We start from the raw sequence: 17981 nt of genomic DNA, 5'->3' as shown, positions 1-17981 counted from the left end.
AAGCGATAACCGGCTTTTCCCGTCAGCCTGATCTCTTCTATCCTTTTTTCACCTTCTTATATTCTCTGGGAGACATACCCATTATCTGGCTAAACAGCCGTGAAAAGTAATAAGCATCTTCAATACCTACCCGATAGCATACCTGATTCACTTTCATATCCGTAAAATCGAGAAACTGACAGGCTTTCTGAATCTTGATCTGATTGAAATAACTCAATGGTGCATAGCCCGTACGTTTCAAAAATAAATTAGAGAAGTACGAAGGCGAATATCCTGTATAATCTGCCAACTCGGCTAAAGTCAGCTTCTTACCCAAATTCTCCTTCATATAATGAATGGCTGCACTAACGGGATCTTCCTCACCCATCAGGCGGTGTTCTGAAAAAGCCTCCCGATACTCCCTGAGATAACGTAAAGAACCCAGATAATGATGAAATACAGAACTGGCATACGAAAGATTCTCCAGACTGTACCCCATTTTCAGTACCCGAAATATTTCCTCAAACAATTCTGTCCGGTAACTGATTCGCGAATGCATTCCCGGCTTTATTTCCGTGAGCCGGCAAGTTCGGTGCGTACAATAGAGTGAAGCCAGTGTTCCCCCGAAGTGAATCCAATAAATTGTCCATGGTTCTTTTTCATCGGCGCCATAGGCATGAGGGAGTCCTGCCGGAAGTATGAAGTATTGATTGGGAGCTACCGGGTGCTTCTGCCCATCCAGGCTGAACCACCCCCTACCCTCCGTACAATAGATAAATACATATTGGTCAATCGGAACATCCCGTTCCCGAAAATGATTATAAGCCTTTGGATAATAGCCTATATCGGTAATATACAGTACAGAGGTCGCAGGCTCTGTCTTCATGCGTTGTACAATGGCCGGAGGCAATACCAATGCCTGTTCGCCCAGAAAACCGTCTTTTTGTTTTGCCATACTAACAGATTCATAGATTCACGTCACAAATATACATATAAAAAAGAAAGATAGTCCATCTTTTTAGCTGGTTTCTCTATTTATTTTCACCTCCAAACCCGCTTACTTTGCATTAATCATTTAAACCATTTAATAACATGAAACAGACACAAGGCTATTTACTACTAATCTGCATCGTCTCAGCTATGGGCGGGCTGTTGTTCGGCTATGATTGGGTTGTCATCGGTGGAGCTAAAATCTTCTACGAACCTTTCTTCGGAATTGAAAATTCAGCAGTTCTACGTGGCTGGGCCATGAGCAGCGCATTGATAGGCTGCCTGGTAGGGGCTTTGCTATCGGGTGTCTGGAGTGACAAGTACGGACGTAAAAAGATGCTCATCATAGCCTCCTTCCTGTTTGCGCTTTCAGCTTTAGGTACGGGAATAGTCGATAGTTTTTCCTATTTTATCTTCTATCGCATTGTAGGAGGACTGGGTATCGGCATCGCATCCAACGTTTCCCCCGTCTATATCGCAGAAGTTTCCCCTGCCCATGTACGAGGTAAATTCGTATCACTCAACCAGCTTACCATCGTATTAGGCATTTTACTGGCGCAACTGGCAAACTGGCAGATAGGAGAATACTATACACACGGTTCCGACGTACTGAGTGACACCAGTATAGAGTGGGCCTGGCGATGGATGTTCTGGGCAGAACTGATTCCGGCAGGAATCTTCTTTCTATTATCATTCGTCATCCCTGAAAGTCCCCGCTGGCTGGCTACTGTCCATCAACAGGAGAAAGCACGGAAAACACTGATGCGCATCGGAGGAGAAACCTATGCCCGGCAGACCCTGGAAGAACTGACACAAGTAACCCGGGGGCAAGACGGAAAACAAGATTACGAATGGAAAGCTGTCTTTCGCCCGGAAATGCGCAAAGTGCTGATCATCGGCATTGTCCTGGCTATATTCCAACAATGGTGTGGCATCAATGTAATCTTCAATTATGCACATGAAATCTTTTCATCGGCCGGTTATGCCGTTTCCGATGTGTTGATGAACATTGTAGTGACCGGAATCACCAATGTGATATTTACCTTCGTAGCCATCTATACAGTGGATAAATGGGGACGTCGCACCCTGATGCTTATCGGTTCTGCCGGATTGGCACTGATTTACCTGACACTGGGAACTTGCTACTTTCTGGATGTAAGCGGTCTGCCCATGCTCCTGCTGGTAGTGCTTGCCATTGCCTGCTATGCCATGTCACTCGCTCCGGTAGTCTGGGTGGTTTTATCCGAAATTTTCCCCGTGAAAATACGAGGTATGGCCATGGCCCTCTCCACCTTCTTCCTTTGGGTAGCTTGCTTTGTACTGACCTATACCTTCCCCGTTTTGAATGAAAGTATAGGTGCCGAAGGTACTTTCTGGCTGTATGGTGGCATCTGTCTGGCCGGATTCCTGTTCATACGCCGGAAGCTGCCAGAAACCAAAGGGAAAACACTGGAAGAAATAGAAAAAGAATTAATCAAATAATCCATAAAATAAGATGAAAGAGAATGTAAAAGTATGGGAGGAGGACATCCTGCTCCCTACCTATGGCATTGGACGTCCCGAAAAGAACCCGATGTTTCTGGAAAAGCGTGTCTATCAAGGCAGCAGCGGAGTAGTATACCCGTATCCGGTCATCGAGAAGATTGAAGACACTTGTGAAGAGAAAAGCTATCATGCCGTATGGTTGGAAAATGAATACCTCAAAGTCATGATTCTGCCCGAATTAGGAGGACGCATCCAGATGGCTTTCGATAAAATAAAGCAACGACATTTTATTTATTACAACCACGTGATAAAACCGGCTTTGGTAGGATTGACCGGTCCCTGGATTTCAGGGGGCATTGAGTTCAACTGGCCTCAACACCACCGCCCCAGCACATTCCTGCCGGTAGATTACAGCATTGAACAATGCAAAGACGGAAGTGTCATTGTATGGGTAAGCGAACGGGAACGGATGTTCGGCCAGAAAGGAACAGCCGGATTCACACTCCGCCCCGGCCGGGCTGTACTCGAGATACAGGGAAAAGTTTCTAACCCGACTCCTCTGCCACAGACTTTCCTGTGGTGGGCCAATCCGGCAGTAGCAGTCAACGCAGACTATCAGTCTGTATTCCCCTCGGATGTTAACGCCGTATTCGACCATGGAAAGCGGGATGTATCCCGTTATCCTATCGCTACCGGAACCTACTACAAGATGGACTATTCCGCCGGAGTGGATATTTCAAGATATAAAAACATCCCTGTACCGACTTCCTACATGGCAATCCGGTCCGAATACAACTTTGTGGGCGGATACGAAAACGACACCCAGGCAGGTGTTCTGCATGTTGCCAATCATCACATATCTCCCGGAAAGAAACAATGGACGTGGGGAAACGGAGATTTCGGACAAGCATGGGACCGCAATCTGACGGATGCCGACGGACCGTATATAGAGCTGATGACAGGAGTCTATACAGACAATCAACCGGATTTCAGCTGGCTACAACCCTATGAAGAGAAGACTTTTACACAATACTTCATGCCCTACCGGGAACTGGGAGTTGTGAAAAACGCCTCCTCGGAACTCCTGATGAATCTGGAGCCCGAAGGAACAGAGAGCAGGTTAAAGCTCTTCGCTACCTCTGCCCAACAGGGATTACACATCGTAGTCCGGAAAGCAGGAAACATCTGTTTTGAACAAACCTGCGACCTCTCTCCGGAACAAGTGTTCGACAGACTGGTCCCCGTCAACGACCTTAGTGAAACAGAAGTCATTATCTACGACACCAACGGACGGGAGAAGCTCAGTTGGAGGGCTGAACCGGAAACTATCAAAGAGGTTCCGGAAGCAGCCCGACCCGCCCTCGCACCGGAAGAAATTAAAACAAATGAAGAACTCTACCTGACCGGACTGCATCTGGAACAATACCGACATGCAACTTATTGTCCGACCGATTATTATTTGGAAGCACTCCGCCGTGACAATGAAGACGCCCGTTGTAACAATGCCATGGGGCTGTGGCTTATACGCAAAGGACAGTTCGCGCAAGCAGAGCCCTACCTGCGGAAAGCGATTTCCCGACTGACCGAGAAGAATCCTAATCCGTATGATGGTGAAGCTTTCTACAACCTTGGGCTTGCGCTGAAATTCCAGGGAAAAAACGATGAAGCATACAATTCATTCTATAAATCGTGCTGGAACGCGGCATGGCAGGATGCAGGCTATTATTCACTGGCTCAAATCTCCGTTTCACGCGGCAACTGGGAAGAAGCTCTCGGAGAAATTGAAAAATCCTTATTACGCAATTGGCACAACCTGCGCGGTCGCCATCTGAAAGCAATGATCCTCCGCCATCTTGAACGTCCGGAGGAAGCTCTTGCCTGGATAGAAGACTCCCTGAAAATCGACGCATTCAACTTTGGCTGCCTGTTCGAAAAATATCTGATGACCCGGGAAGAAACCGTACTGTCCCAACTCCGACACCTAATAAAACGCGGCGCACCCGACTACGAGGCATTAGTGCTCGACTATACCTCTGCAGGACGATTTGAAGAAGCACTGGCCGTTGCCGAGTTGGCTATCGGCCAACCCATCGGCGAACAGACTCTGCTGCACTATTACAAGAGTTGGTGCCTGATTCGTTTAGGAGAAACAGACAAGGCGCGAACAGCCATCAGGCTTGCTGAAAAAGAACCGGCCGACTACTGCTTTCCCAATGCCCTGGAAGCGATAGAAGCTCTTCAGTGTGTGGCCGACTTTATGGGAGAAGCCCCGAAAGCCCTCTATTATTTGGGAAATCTTTGGTATGACAAACGCCAGTATACCCCTGCCATCGCAGCTTGGGAACGTTCTTCGCGTGAGGACGAAACATTTCCTACCGTATGGCGTAACCTGGCTCTGGCCTACTTCAACAAATTGAATCGCCCGGAAGAAGCCGTCCTCTTGCTGGAAAAAGCATTCCGCCTGGATCCGACCGACGCCCGCGTACTGATGGAACTCGATCAGCTGTATAAACGGCTGAACCGCCCGCACACAGTAAGAATGGCTTTTCTGGAACAACATATGGATATCGTAATAACTCGTGACGATTTATATCTGGAATATGTCACCTTGCTGAACCAGACCGGACAATACAGGGAAGCCATCCGCCGGATCGATCAGCGAAAATTCCATCCGTGGGAAGGCGGTGAGGGAAAAGTTCCCGCACAATATCAGATAGCCCGCCTGGAACTGGCAAAGGAACTGATCGCGCGTAAAGAATACGATGAGGCACTCACCCGGATAGAAGAGTGCTACGCATACCCGCCACATCTGGGTGAAGGCAAACTCCCTGGAGCACAGGAGAATGACTTCAATTATTACAAAGCCTGCATCCTGCAACAACTGGGCAAACAGAAAGAGGCACACGACCTGCTCCTCAAAGCCAGCATGGGAGACAGCCAGCCAGCCGCTGCCATGTATTACAACGACCAAAAACCGGACAAGATCTTCTATCAAGGACTTGCATTCCGAAAACTGGGACAAGAGAAAGAGGCACGCAGCCGCTTCAACAAATTAATCACTTATGGAGAAGAACATCTCTTCGACATATTCCGGATGGATTATTTTGCCGTATCTTTACCCGACCTTCTGATCTGGGAAGACGATATGGACAAGAAGAACCGCATCCACTGTAACTATCTGATGGCTTTGGGACATCTGGGACTGGGAAATACGGCAAAAGCCGAACACTTCTTTGAAGTAGCCGCTTCGATGGATAACAATCATCAGGGGATACAGATTCACCGGAAATTAATGAATACATAAAAGAAATGAGGCCTCACCACAGATTACACAGATTAGCACAGAACATTTAATCTTACCAATCAAAAAGAAATAAAAGATTAATCCGTAAAAATCCGTGTAATCTGTGGTGAATAAAACCATACAATCATGAAAAAACCAAATCAAAACACCCGACATCGAGCCATCCTGATCCTGACCGGATGCCTGCTCGCCATGGCCGTTATGGCACAATCGACAAAAAATGATGTCCTCGACCTGTCAGGTATGTGGCGCTTTCAACTGGACCCGATGGGATTCGGCAAGACTCCCGGCTCCGAGCTCTATCTGGACAAACTCTCGGAAACCATCATGCTGCCCGGATCGACGGACCAGGGTGGCAAAGGAATCAAAAACACCGCACGTTATGTAGACCGCCTGAGCCGAAAATTCGAGTATCAGGGGGCTGCCTGGTACCAACGGGAAGTAGTGATCCCCGAGGACTGGTCCGGCCGTGAGATTTACCTGAAGCTGGAGCGTTGTCATTGGGAAACAACTGTCTACGTAGACGATAAGGAAGTAGGTGTCATGGAGCACCTGAGTACTCCAAACACATTCGTACTGACTCCGGTGCTCAGCCCCGGCATCCATACACTGACCATTTGCGTAAACAATACGCTCAAATATCCAATGGATCAGTGGAACCACGGAACTACCGAATATACACAAACCAACTGGAATGGAATAGTCGGTGACATTTCACTGTATGCCAAAGAAAAAGCGCACATCCGCCGGATTAATGTATATCCCGATGTGACAGCAAAAGAAGTGGAAATAGCAGTACAGCCCGCCCCCCTGAAGCACGGGCAAACGGGAACGCTGGAGCTATGCATCCGGGAGAAAGGGGGCAAAGTGATAGTTCGCCAGAGCATGAGTGCAGACAGCCTGCAGGCACATGCCGGCATTCGGCAAACCCTTCCGATGGGTAAACAGGTGAAACTCTGGGATGAATTTACACCTTATTTATATGAGCTTGAGGCCAGCTGGAACGTAGATGGCAAGACAGACACCCAAACCCGGACTTTCGGCATGCGGAGTGTGGAACAAGGCAAGCATCACATCCGTCTGAACGGAAGAGACATTCACTTGCGCGGAGTGCTGGACTGTGCGGTTTTCCCTCTGACCGGCTATCCGTCGACAAACGTCGATGACTGGAAGCGTATCTTCAACACCATCAAGGAATATGGAATGAACCACGTACGTTTCCATTCCTGGTGTCCGCCGGAAGCCGCATTCGAGGCGGGCGACGAAACAGGCATGTACCTCCAGGCCGAACTCCCCATGTGGATCAAAGACGTGGGCAAATATCCTGCCCGACGCGATTTCTTCGAAAAAGAGATGTATGCCATTCTCGACGCTTATGGCAATCATCCCTCTTTCATCCTGATGTGTAACGGAAACGAAAATGAAGGTGATTTTGCCGTATTGGAAGATCTGGTGAAAAAAGCACAGGCTTATGACAACCGACGTCTTTACAGCGCCTCAACCGCCCGCACACACACTCCCTCGGATCAATATTATGTGTCGCACGTCACTTCGAAAGGATGGATCACCGTATACGAAGGGAAACCCTCGACTGACTGGGATCGTTGCAAGGAGTCGGACATCGATGTTCCGGTGATTGCCCACGAAACGGGACAGCGCTGCATGTACCCCAACTTCGAAGAAATAAAGAAATATACAGGCGTAGTCGAAGCACGCAACTTTGAAGTGTTTCGCGAACGACTTGCCAGAAACGGCATGTTGCATCAAGCCGATGATTTCTTCAAAGCAACTGGAGCACACACAGTGCTGCAATATAAAGAGGTGAACGAATCGTTGCTGCGCACTCGCAATTCCGGTGGGTTCCAATTATTGGGACTGGCCGATTTCCCAGGACAGGGCAGCGCTTTTGTCGGTATCCTCGATGCCTTTTGGGAAAGTAAAGGCCTCGTATCCCCCGAAAAGTTCAGAGAATCGTGTGCCCCTACCGTGCTTCTGGCACGCCTGCCCCAACGTACTTTCAAGACCGGAGAGAATCTGAAAGCAAAGATGGAGATTTACCATTACGGCAAGAATGCCCTGAAAGACCGGAAACTGAACTGGACATTGACAGGAGAAGATGGAACCGTGTACCGTAAGGGAAGCCTGAAAGTAAAAGAAATACAACCCGCCACGGTAGATTCGCTTGGAATCATCGAATTATCTCTGAATGGTGTGGAGAGTGCCCGCAAGCTGACACTGAAGGCTGAATTGGGAAGTTGTCGGAATGAATGGGACGTATGGGTATACCCCGAACAGCCAAAAGTTGAAGAGACTAATTTTATCTACACCCGTACCTGGAATGACAAGACCAAACAGTGGCTCGACGAAGGAAAGAGCGTACTGTTGATCCCCGAAAAGTGCCAAGGACGCAAAGCACACTTCGCCAGCCACTTCTGGAATCCGATTATGTTCAACTGGAACCCGATGATCGTAGGTACACTGATCGATAACGAGCACCCTGCTTTCCGCGATTTCCCCACGGGAAGCTATGCTGACTGGCAATGGTGGGATATCCTTAACTATTCGACAGCTCTGGAACTGGACGAACTGAAAGAAATCACTCCACTGATACAAAGCATCGACTCTTATGAAACCAACCAAAAGCTGGGAATCTCGTTTGAGGCGAATGTAGGAAAAGGAAAATTGTTCGTGCTCTGCGCCGATCCTGAAAAGAAAATCGGTGAAAGGCTTGCCATGCAGCAGTTGCTCACCTCTGTCCGGAATTACGTTTCATCCGATCGTTTCAAACCGGAAAGAAGTTTGCCTGTTTATCAGTTGGACGCACTCTTCGCTCCGGCAGCCGAAGAGAAATCCGGAAATAAAGGAAGCAAAGCGATCGAACTGTTGTTGAATAAATAATACCGACCGACAGCCGCCGGTCCGTTTATATCCGGACGAAGGTTCGCCGCATAGCCGGAGCATAGACTAAAATTTATTAAAAGAATAGCAGCCTCCCTATGGTGACTGCTATTCTCTTTGTATTCATTATAATAGCACAAGTCTGAAAGTAAATCATCGTAAACCATTCTTTTTTAATATTATGAAAATCAAACTACTATTGCTACTCTGTTGTGGTCTGTGGGGCAGTTGCAGCTCGTACGACTACTGCGCGGTCACTCCTTCGGAGAGTGACCTTGTATTCACCGGACTTGCCCGATCGTGGGACGAAGCGATGCCTCTGGGCAACGCCACCGTCGGCGCACTGGTATGGCAACGCGACTCCTCCCTGCGTCTGTCACTGGACCGGACCGATCTATGGGACTTGCGCCCAGTAGACAGCCTGTCGGGAGATAACTTCCGCTTCTCCTGGGTAAAAGAGCACATCCGCACAAAAGACTATCTGCCCGTACAGAAAAAGCTGGACTGGCCTTATGACATGAACCCTGCCCCATCCAAAATCCCCGGAGCCGCAATCGAGTTTCCATTGGAAAAGATAGGCGCTCCCACCCAAGTACGACTTTATCTGAATAATGCTCTGTGCGAAGCGAACTGGGCAGACGGCACACAGATGCAGACTTTTGTTCATGCCACCGAACCGGTCGGATGGTTTGTATTCCGTAACCTGAGAACTCCGATAGAGCCGTCTATCCTTACCCCCGTATACAATAAAACGAAACCGGACGGCAGCCTCGATCCGGTTTCGGGACAGGATCTCCACCGACTGGGCTACCAGCAAGGAGAGACAGTCCGCGAAGGCAATCGGATCACCTATCACCAGAAAGGCTACGGAGACTTCTGGTATGACGTAGTTGTGTGTTGGAAACAGGAAGGAGAAACCCTGTACGGTACTTGGAGCGTCACCTCTTCCCTATCCGGCGAAAAAGCAGCCGAAAAAGCAGAAGCAGCCCTGCAACGTGGATTAAAACAGGATTATCAGGCACATCTGGAATATTGGGACAAGTACTGGGCACAATCATCCGTTACTCTGCCCGACTCCATTTTACAAAAACAATACCAGAACGAGATGTATAAATTCGCCTCTACCACCCGCGAACACTCCTATCCCATCTCCCTGCAAGCCGTATGGACAGCCGACAACGGAAAACTCCCTCCCTGGAAAGGGGACTATCACCACGACCTCAACACACAGCTGAGCTATTGGCCCGCCTATACGGGCAATCACCTGACGGAAGGCATGGGATACCTGAACACCTTATGGAACCAGCGGGATACATACAAGCGCTACACCCGCCAGTATTTCGGAACCGAAGGTATGAACATACCGGGCGTCTGCACCCTGACAGGAGAACCGATGGGGGGATGGATACAGTACTCCATGTCGCAGACAGTGGCTGCCTGGCTGGCACAGCACTTCTATCTGCACTGGAAATATTCGGCAGACCGCACCTTCCTCAAAGAACGTGCTTACCCCTTCCTTAAAGATGTGGCAATCTACCTGGAACAAGTCTCCGAAGTCACCCCCGAAGGAGTACGCAAACTGGAATTCAGTTCAAGTCCCGAAGTATTCGACAACTCCCTGCAAGCATGGTTCAGCGACATGACCAACTACGACCTGGCAATGATGCACTTCCTCTTTAAAGCAGCCGCCGAACTGGCTCACGAACTGAATCTGACAGACGAGTCGTCCCACTGGGCAGCTTTAGAAGCCCAATTGCCGGACTACGATGTGGATGAAGAAGGTTGCCTCACCTTTGCCAAAGGATATCCTTACAATGAATCGCACCGCCACTTCTCCCATGCCATGGCCATTCACCCGATGGGACTGATAGACTGGAGCGACGGAGAAAAGTCACAACACATCATACGGGCCACCCTGAAGCGGCTCGACGAAGTGGGGCCGGACTACTGGACAGGCTATTCGTACAGTTGGCTTGCCAATATGAAAGCCCGGGCATTCGACGGCAAAGGTGCGGCACAGGCCCTGAGAACCTTTGCTGAATGTTTCTGCCTGAAAAACACCTTCCACGCCAACGGTGACCAGACCAAAAGCGGCAAATCCCGTTTCACTTACCGCCCCTTCACGCTCGAGGGTAACTTTGCTTTCGCATCGGGCATCCAGGAGATGCTGTTGCAAAGCCATACGGGCACGATACGCATCTTCCCCGCACTGCCCGAAGAGTGGAAAGATGTATCGTTCGAAGGACTGCGTGCAATGGGTGCATTCCTTGTCTATGCACAGATGGAAGGCGGAGAAATCACCCGTGTACGTATCTATTCGGAGAAAGGCGGCATGTTGAAAATAACCCGCCCCGGCACACTGAAACCGGATAAAAACTATACGTTGTCCGGTCCGGATATTCTCAACATAGGTACTCAGGCAGGCGAATGGATTGAGTTGAAGCCCTGATACATTCTGACAAGAAGGCAGCAATGTATATTTATTATCATTTTGTATTTTCTACCCGGTGTAGCCTGCGCTATATCCGGGTAGTCTTCTTTCCGATGAATAATATCACCCTCTCCGGCGATTACATTTTTTCAGGTTATCACCCTTTCGGCTGATTTCGGATCAGGGCACTATCCTTTCCGGTCCAAACATTACATTATTTCTTGCTATGCCCCCGAACAGGAACATTCTGACACTCTAACGGCGGTAGCCTGCACCGGGCTAAAAAATAAAAAGAAAGCCGAATCAGGATAACGATTGCTCTCTTCCTCCCCAATGCCGCCTCGGTTTTAATGAAACGGAGCCTTGGTTTTAAACCAATGCCGCCTTTCTTTATTAGAAACGGAGCCTTAGTTTAAAAGCTTCAATGCATATATATAGAAGAATCCACGCCATCTACGCATACTTTTGCGGTTCATATTCATTTTATATGCAGTTCTGCTCTCCGGTTCAACTATTTCACACCGATTGCAAGTCAACAAAAAACAGGATACACTATCAGAATCATACTATTCAGAACATTCTGCTTTCAAAAGTAAAAAGCGGCTTTAAGGTTTATCATTTATTAAAATATTATAAAATTAAGCTATAACACAGAGGGTCACTCCCCAATGATGTGTATTTATAGCGTATATCAAAAAGTAAATTATTGCTCGAGCGACCAAACGAAAGAAAAGAATCTCATAACAAAGAAACAGAAGAATGAATAAAAGAGTTGCAACCCACAACACACTACACGCTGCATTATATACCCCGGAAAAACATTGCACTACCGGGTTCAAACAACTTGTAAAAGATGACATTACCAGGATTTTGCAGAAAGCAAAACCAGCCTGCTGCAGAGATGGTATCTTCCATTCAACAACGGAAGTGACCGTCTCTGCAGGCTGACAGGATTTATCCTGTTATAATAATAACCGGAATATCTATGAATTAAAGATGTAACAGAGAACGTTTTAATCGTATAAAAGATAAGAGTTGTGAAAAGTATTCTTATCTTTGCACGAGAAATGAAACACTATTATTAACAACAATTTTATTAACTAATCAAATCTTATCAAACATGTTTAAACATCTAAATGCCCTGTTTATCGGACTTGCATTGTTTGCTTGCACTTCGGGTGCAGTAGCACAAACCATCAAGCCTATCGAGACTCCAGTGCCTGTACGTCCCGCCGGACAAAAAGACGTAGTCGGACTGACTGCTCCTAAACTCGACGTGGTACGTGTCGGATTCATTGGCTTGGGTATGCGTGGACCGGGTGCAGTAGAACGCTTCACTCACATCCCCGGAACACAGATCGTAGCCCTTTGCGACCTTATCCCCGAACGCGTAGCCGGTGCACAGAAAATCCTGACCAAGGCAAGCCTGCCTGAAGCAGCTTCTTACTCCGGTAGCGAAGATGCCTGGAAAAAACTTTGCGAACGTAACGATATCGACCTCGTTTACATCGCGACTGACTGGAAACATCACGCACAGATGGCTATCTACGCCATGGAACACGGCAAGCACGTTGCCATCGAAGTTCCTTCGGCAATGACCATGGACGAAATCTGGGCGCTGATCAATACCTCTGAAAAAACTCGTAAACACTGTATGCAGCTTGAAAACTGTGTATATGACTTCTTCGAACTGACTACACTGAACATGGCTCAGCAAGGCGTATTCGGTGAAGTGCTTCACACAGAAGGTGCTTACATCCACAACCTCGAAGACTTCTGGCCATACTACTGGAACAACTGGCGTATGGATTACAATCAGAATCATCGTGGCGATGTATATGCCACTCACGGTATGGGCCCGGCTTGCCAGCTGCTCGACATTCACCGTGGTGACAAAATGAACTACCTCGTATCTATGGATACAAAGGCTGTCAACGGTCCGGCATACATCAAAAAAACAACCGGCAAAGAAGTAAAAGATTTCCAGAACGGTGACCAGACTTCTACACTGATCCGTACGGAAAAAGGTAAAACGATCCTGATTCAGCACAACGTAATGACTCCGCGTCCTTACAGCCGTATGTATCAGGTAGTAGGTGCCGACGGTTATGCAAGCAAATATCCTATCGAAGAATACTGCATGCGTCCGACTCAGATCGCTTCAAACGACGTACCTAACCACGAAAAGCTGAACGCACACGGCTCTGTACCCGCTGACGTTAAAAAAGCCCTGATGGATAAATACAAACACCCGATCCACAAAGAACTGGAAGAAACAGCTAAAAAAGTAGGTGGACACGGTGGTATGGACTACATCATGGATTACCGTCTGGTTTACTGTCTGCGCAACGGTCTTCCTTTGGATATGGACGTTTATGACCTTGCAGAATGGTGCTGCATGGCCGACCTGACCAAGCTTTCTATCGAAAACAGCTCTGCACCGGTAGCTATCCCTGACTTCACTCGTGGAGCATGGAACAAGGTGAAAGGTTACAGACACGCTTTCGCAAAATAATAAAACCTCTTTTTGACACGGGTTTCACGAGTCCTCCGGCAAGTAGTTCGCTACGCAATGCCGGCCGGTTCATGAAATCCGTGTCCGATTATAAGACTACACAACCCATCCATGAAGATGAAAATATCAAAGCCCTCTAAACAGGGAGTAATCAGAGAAACGAAAGACTACTTAATGATTGCCTTGGGAATGATCCTTTACGGCATCGGTTGGACTCTCTTCCTGCTTCCTAACGACATCACCACCGGTGGAGTACCGGGCATTGCCTCTATTGTTTATTTCGCTACCGGATTTCCGGTTCAATACACTTACTTCGCCATCAATGCTGTATTGCTGATGGTATCCCTCAAAGTGCTGGGATTTCGATTCAGTCTCAAAACCATATTCGGTGTATTCACTTTAACCTTCTTCCTGTCTATCATCCAAAAACTAACGGCGAACGTAACCTTACTACACGACCAGCCGTTCATGGCTTGTGTATTGGGTGCCTCTTTTTGCGGAAGTGGCATCGGTATTGCTTTCTCGGCCAACGGAAGTACCGGAGGAACAGATATCATTGCGGCTGTTATCAACAAATACCGCGACATCACTCTGGGAAGAGTCATGCTGATCTGTGACCTGATCATCATCTCCTCCAGCTACTTCGTATTGAAAGACTGGGAAAAGGTAGTTTACGGATATGTGACTCTTTATGTTTGCAGCTTTGTGCTGGACCAGGTGGTGAACAGTGCACGACAATCCGTACAATTCTTCATTATCTCCAACAAGTACGAAGAAATAGGCAAACGCATTAACGAATATCCACACCGGGGAGTAACCGTCATCAATGCAACCGGGTTCTATACCGGCAAAGAGCAGAAGATGATGTTCGTCCTGGCCAAGAAACGGGAATCAACCATTATCTTCCGGTTGATAAAAGACTGTGATCCGACTGCTTTTGTTTCGCAAAGCGCAGTGATCGGTGTATACGGAGAAGGCTTTGATCATATAAAAGTTAAATAAATTATCATTCTAATACCCTCGAAACATGAAATTAAGACTATCTCATACCTTAAATAGCCTTATGCTGGGTGGCCTCTTGATGGCCTCCGCTTTTGCTTCGGCCGGCAATGAACCGAAGAAGCCTTACTGGCAAGACGTACAGGTAGTAGCCGTAAATAAAGAATACCCCCGTTCTTCATTTATGACCTACGAAAACCGTGCAAACGCCTTGACCGGAAAGTTCGAAAAAAGCAAATATTATCAACTTCTGAACGGAACCTGGAAGTTCTACTTTGTAGATTCATACAAGAATCTGCCGGCTAACATCACCGACCCTTCGGTGAGCACAGCCGACTGGACAGATATAAAAGTACCAGGTAACTGGGAAGTACAGGGCCATGGCGTGGCTATCTATACCAATCACGGTTATGAATTCCAGCCCCGTAACCCACAACCTCCGACTCTACCGGAGGCCAATCCGGTAGGTGTGTACCGTCGCGACATCGATATCCCCGCCGATTGGGACGGACGTGATATTTATCTTCACCTGGCCGGTGCCAAATCGGGTGTATACGTGTACATCAACGGGCAGGAAGTGGGTTATAGCGAAGATTCCAAAAACTCTGCGGAGTTCCTGATCAACAAATTCGTGAAACCCGGCAAAAATGTACTTACTCTAAAGATTTACCGTTGGAGTACCGGGTCTTATCTGGAATGCCAGGACTTCTGGCGTATCAGCGGCATCGAACGTGATGTTTTCCTCTATTCACAACCTAAAGCCGCGTTGAAAGACTTCCGCGTGACATCGACCCTGGACGATACATACAAAGACGGTATCTTCAAACTGGGTGCAGACCTGAGAAATAACGGTTCGGCTGCCAGCAACATGGCTCTGGTATACGAATTGCTCGATGCCAAAGGTAACGTAGTAGCCACCGGAGAAAAAACTGCTGATGTAGCTGCCGGAGAAACCCGCACAGTATCTTTCGACCAGACACTCCCGGGAGTCAAAACCTGGACTTCGGAAGCTCCTAATCTTTACAAGCTGGTGATGACCGTGAAAGAAAACGGTAAAGTGAACGAAATCATTCCGTTTAACGTGGGTTTCCGCCGTATCGAAATCAAACCGATCGAGCAACTGGCGGGTAACGGAAAGCCTTATGTATGCCTCTTTATCAATGGCCAGCCGCTGAAACTAAAGGGAGTAAACATCCACGAACACAATCCGGCTACCGGTCACTATATGACCGAAGAGCTGATGCGCAAAGATTTCGAATTGATGAAACAACATAACCTGAATACGGTCCGCCTATGCCATTATCCGCAGGACCGCCGCTTCTATGAGTTATGCGACGAATACGGACTTTATGTATATGATGAAGCAAACATCGAAAGCCACGGTATGTACTACGACCTGAAAAAAGGCGGTACGTTAGGAAACAACCCCGAATGGCTGAAAGCACATATGGACCGCACGATCAACATGTTCGAACGTAACAAGAACTATCCGAGTCTGACTTTCTGGTCACTGGGTAATGAAGCCGGTAACGGTTACAATTTCTATCAGACCTACCTTTGGTTAAAGGATGCCGATAAAAACATCATGGACCGCCCGGTAAACTACGAACGCGCCCAGTGGGAATGGAACTCCGATATGTACGTTCCGCAATATCCGGGAGCACAGTGGCTCGAAGCTATGGGTAAACGCGGCAGCGACCGTCCGATAGCCCCTTCCGAATATTCACACGCAATGGGTAACTCGAACGGTAACCTCTGGGATCAATGGAAAGCAATCTATAAATATCCGAACTTGCAGGGTGGATACATCTGGGACTGGGTGGATCAGGGCATTGACGCAGTAGACGAGAACGGACGTCACTTCTGGACATACGGTGGTGACTATGGTGTAAATACGCCGAACGACGGTAACTTCTGCTGCAATGGTATCGTTAGTCCGGACCGTACACCGCATCCGGCAATGGCTGAAGTGAAGTATGTTCATCAGAACGTAGCTTTCGAACCGGTGGATCCGGCCAATGGAAAATTCCTGGTTAAAAATCGTTTCTACTTCACAAACCTGCAGAAGTATATGATCTCGTATACCATTAAAGCAAACGGAAAAACGGTGAAAGGTGGTAAAATGTCAGTCAATGTAGAGCCACAGGGAAGTAAAGAAATTACTATTCCGGTAAGCGGACTGAAATCGAAACCGGGAACCGAATACTTCATATACTTCAACGTAACTACGACTGAACCGGAGCCCTTGATTCCGGTTGGACACGAAATTGCATACGAACAATTCCGCCTGCCGGTTGAACCGGGTGAACGTACTTTCGCTACCGGTGGTCCAACTCTGAAAGTATCGGCAGAAGGCAACGAACTGAGTGCTTCCTCTTCAAAGGTAAGCTTCGTATTTGATAAGAAAACCGGCTTGGTTTCTTCATATAAAGTAGGCGGAACCGAATACTTTAAAGATGGTTTCGGACTTCAGCCTAACTTCTGGCGTGCACCGAACGATAACGACTATGGCAACGGTAACCCCAAACGCCTGCAAGTATGGAAACAATCGAGCAAAAACTTCAATGTAGTAGACGCCAACATAGTAATGGACGGCAAAGATGCCGTATTGACCGCCAACTATCTGCTGGCTGCCGGTAACCTTTACATTGTTACATACCGCATCCATCCTTCGGGTGTAGTAAAGGCTGATTTCACTTTCACTTCTACCGATATGGAAGCTGCCAAGACCGAAGCCTCCGAGGCAACGCTGATGGCTACTTTCACTCCGGGAAGCGATGCGGCGCGCAAGGCTGCTTCTAAACTGGAAGTACCCCGTATCGGTGTACGCTTCCGTCTGCCTGCAGAAATGAACCAGGTAGAATACTTCGGACGCGGACCGGAGGAAAACTATGTGGACCGTAATGCCGGTACTCTGATCGACCTCTATAAAACAACCGCCGACAATATGTACTTCCCATACGTACGTCCGCAGGAAAACGGCCATCATACCGACACCCGTTGGCTGACCCTGAATAAAAAAGGCGGTAAGGGACTGACGATCTATGCAGACAAAACAATCGGCTTCAATGCACTGCGCAATTCGGTAGAGGATTTTGACGGAGAAGAAACCGTATCACGTCCGTATCAATGGCTGAACCGTGATGCCGGTGAACTGGTTCACGATGAAAGCAAAGCCAAAGATCAGTTGCCGAGAAAGACACATATCAACGATATCTCACCGAGAAACTTCGTTGAGGTATGTGTGGATATGAAGCAGCAGGGTGTGGCCGGATATAACAGCTGGGGTGCACGTCCCGAACCGGGCTACAACATTCCGGCAAACCAGGAATACAAATGGGGATTTACAATCGTACCAAGATAAACTAACTTAAAAATAG

8 protein-coding genes are annotated in these 17981 nt (G+C 48.0%); 7 read left to right on the top strand and 1 reads right to left on the bottom strand.

The features are described from left to right. Positions 1 to 37: 37 nt before the first annotated feature. The gene (locus G7Y45_RS07725; protein WP_005775668.1) at positions 38 to 934 is read right to left on the bottom strand and encodes an AraC family transcriptional regulator; all 897 of its coding nucleotides are present in this window, start codon (positions 932 to 934) and stop codon (positions 38 to 40) included. Positions 935 to 1071: 137 nt separating this feature from the next. Between G7Y45_RS07725 and G7Y45_RS07720 the strand changes: the two genes are divergently transcribed. The 7 genes from G7Y45_RS07720 (at position 1072) to G7Y45_RS07690 (ending at position 17965) form a co-directional block, all read left to right on the top strand. Continuing rightward, entirely contained in the window at positions 1072 to 2451 is a 1380-nt protein-coding gene (locus G7Y45_RS07720; protein ID WP_005810153.1) for a sugar porter family MFS transporter, read from the top strand. A gap of 13 nt (positions 2452 to 2464) precedes the next feature. Continuing rightward, positions 2465 to 5758 (top strand): DUF5107 domain-containing protein, encoded by a 3294-nt coding sequence (locus G7Y45_RS07715; protein ID WP_165016844.1) that lies wholly within the window; start codon positions 2465 to 2467, stop codon positions 5756 to 5758. A gap of 126 nt (positions 5759 to 5884) precedes the next feature. After that, positions 5885 to 8656 (top strand): glycoside hydrolase family 2 protein, encoded by a 2772-nt coding sequence (locus G7Y45_RS07710; protein ID WP_165016847.1) that lies wholly within the window; start codon positions 5885 to 5887, stop codon positions 8654 to 8656. Between the two features lie 181 nt (positions 8657 to 8837). Next, entirely contained in the window at positions 8838 to 11105 is a 2268-nt protein-coding gene (locus G7Y45_RS07705; RefSeq protein ID WP_165016850.1) for a glycoside hydrolase family 95-like protein, read from the top strand. 1102 nt (positions 11106 to 12207) lie between these two features. Further along, complete coding sequence (locus G7Y45_RS07700) at positions 12208 to 13602, top strand: Gfo/Idh/MocA family protein (RefSeq protein ID WP_005775661.1); 1395 nt, start codon at positions 12208 to 12210, stop codon at positions 13600 to 13602. 111 nt (positions 13603 to 13713) lie between these two features. Beyond that, the gene (locus G7Y45_RS07695; protein WP_032531179.1) at positions 13714 to 14604 is read left to right on the top strand and encodes a YitT family protein; all 891 of its coding nucleotides are present in this window, start codon (positions 13714 to 13716) and stop codon (positions 14602 to 14604) included. Between the two features lie 25 nt (positions 14605 to 14629). Next, positions 14630 to 17965, top strand: a complete 3336-nt coding sequence (locus G7Y45_RS07690; RefSeq protein WP_122141664.1) for a glycoside hydrolase family 2 TIM barrel-domain containing protein — start codon at positions 14630 to 14632, stop codon at positions 17963 to 17965. The last annotated feature ends 16 nt before the right edge of the window (positions 17966 to 17981 follow it).

Origin of the sequence: Bacteroides sp. ZJ-18 (assembly GCF_011038705.2) — a bacterium.
GTDB lineage: Bacteria > Bacteroidota > Bacteroidia > Bacteroidales > Bacteroidaceae > Bacteroides > Bacteroides hominis.
Note: the sequence above shows the minus strand (reverse complement) of the source record. Positions and strands in the feature narration are given on the sequence as shown.

Coding starts and splice junctions, on each gene's coding strand:
- G7Y45_RS07695 (WP_032531179.1), top strand. CDS start 13,714: ATGAAGATGAAAATATCAAAGCCCTCTAAACAGGGAGTAATCAGAGAA.
- G7Y45_RS07705 (WP_165016850.1), top strand. CDS start 8,838: ATGAAAATCAAACTACTATTGCTACTCTGTTGTGGTCTGTGGGGCAGT.
- G7Y45_RS07715 (WP_165016844.1), top strand. CDS start 2,465: ATGAAAGAGAATGTAAAAGTATGGGAGGAGGACATCCTGCTCCCTACC.
- G7Y45_RS07725 (WP_005775668.1), bottom strand. CDS start 934: ATGGCAAAACAAAAAGACGGTTTTCTGGGCGAACAGGCATTGGTATTG.
- G7Y45_RS07720 (WP_005810153.1), top strand. CDS start 1,072: ATGAAACAGACACAAGGCTATTTACTACTAATCTGCATCGTCTCAGCT.
- G7Y45_RS07700 (WP_005775661.1), top strand. CDS start 12,208: ATGTTTAAACATCTAAATGCCCTGTTTATCGGACTTGCATTGTTTGCT.
- G7Y45_RS07710 (WP_165016847.1), top strand. CDS start 5,885: ATGAAAAAACCAAATCAAAACACCCGACATCGAGCCATCCTGATCCTG.
- G7Y45_RS07690 (WP_122141664.1), top strand. CDS start 14,630: ATGAAATTAAGACTATCTCATACCTTAAATAGCCTTATGCTGGGTGGC.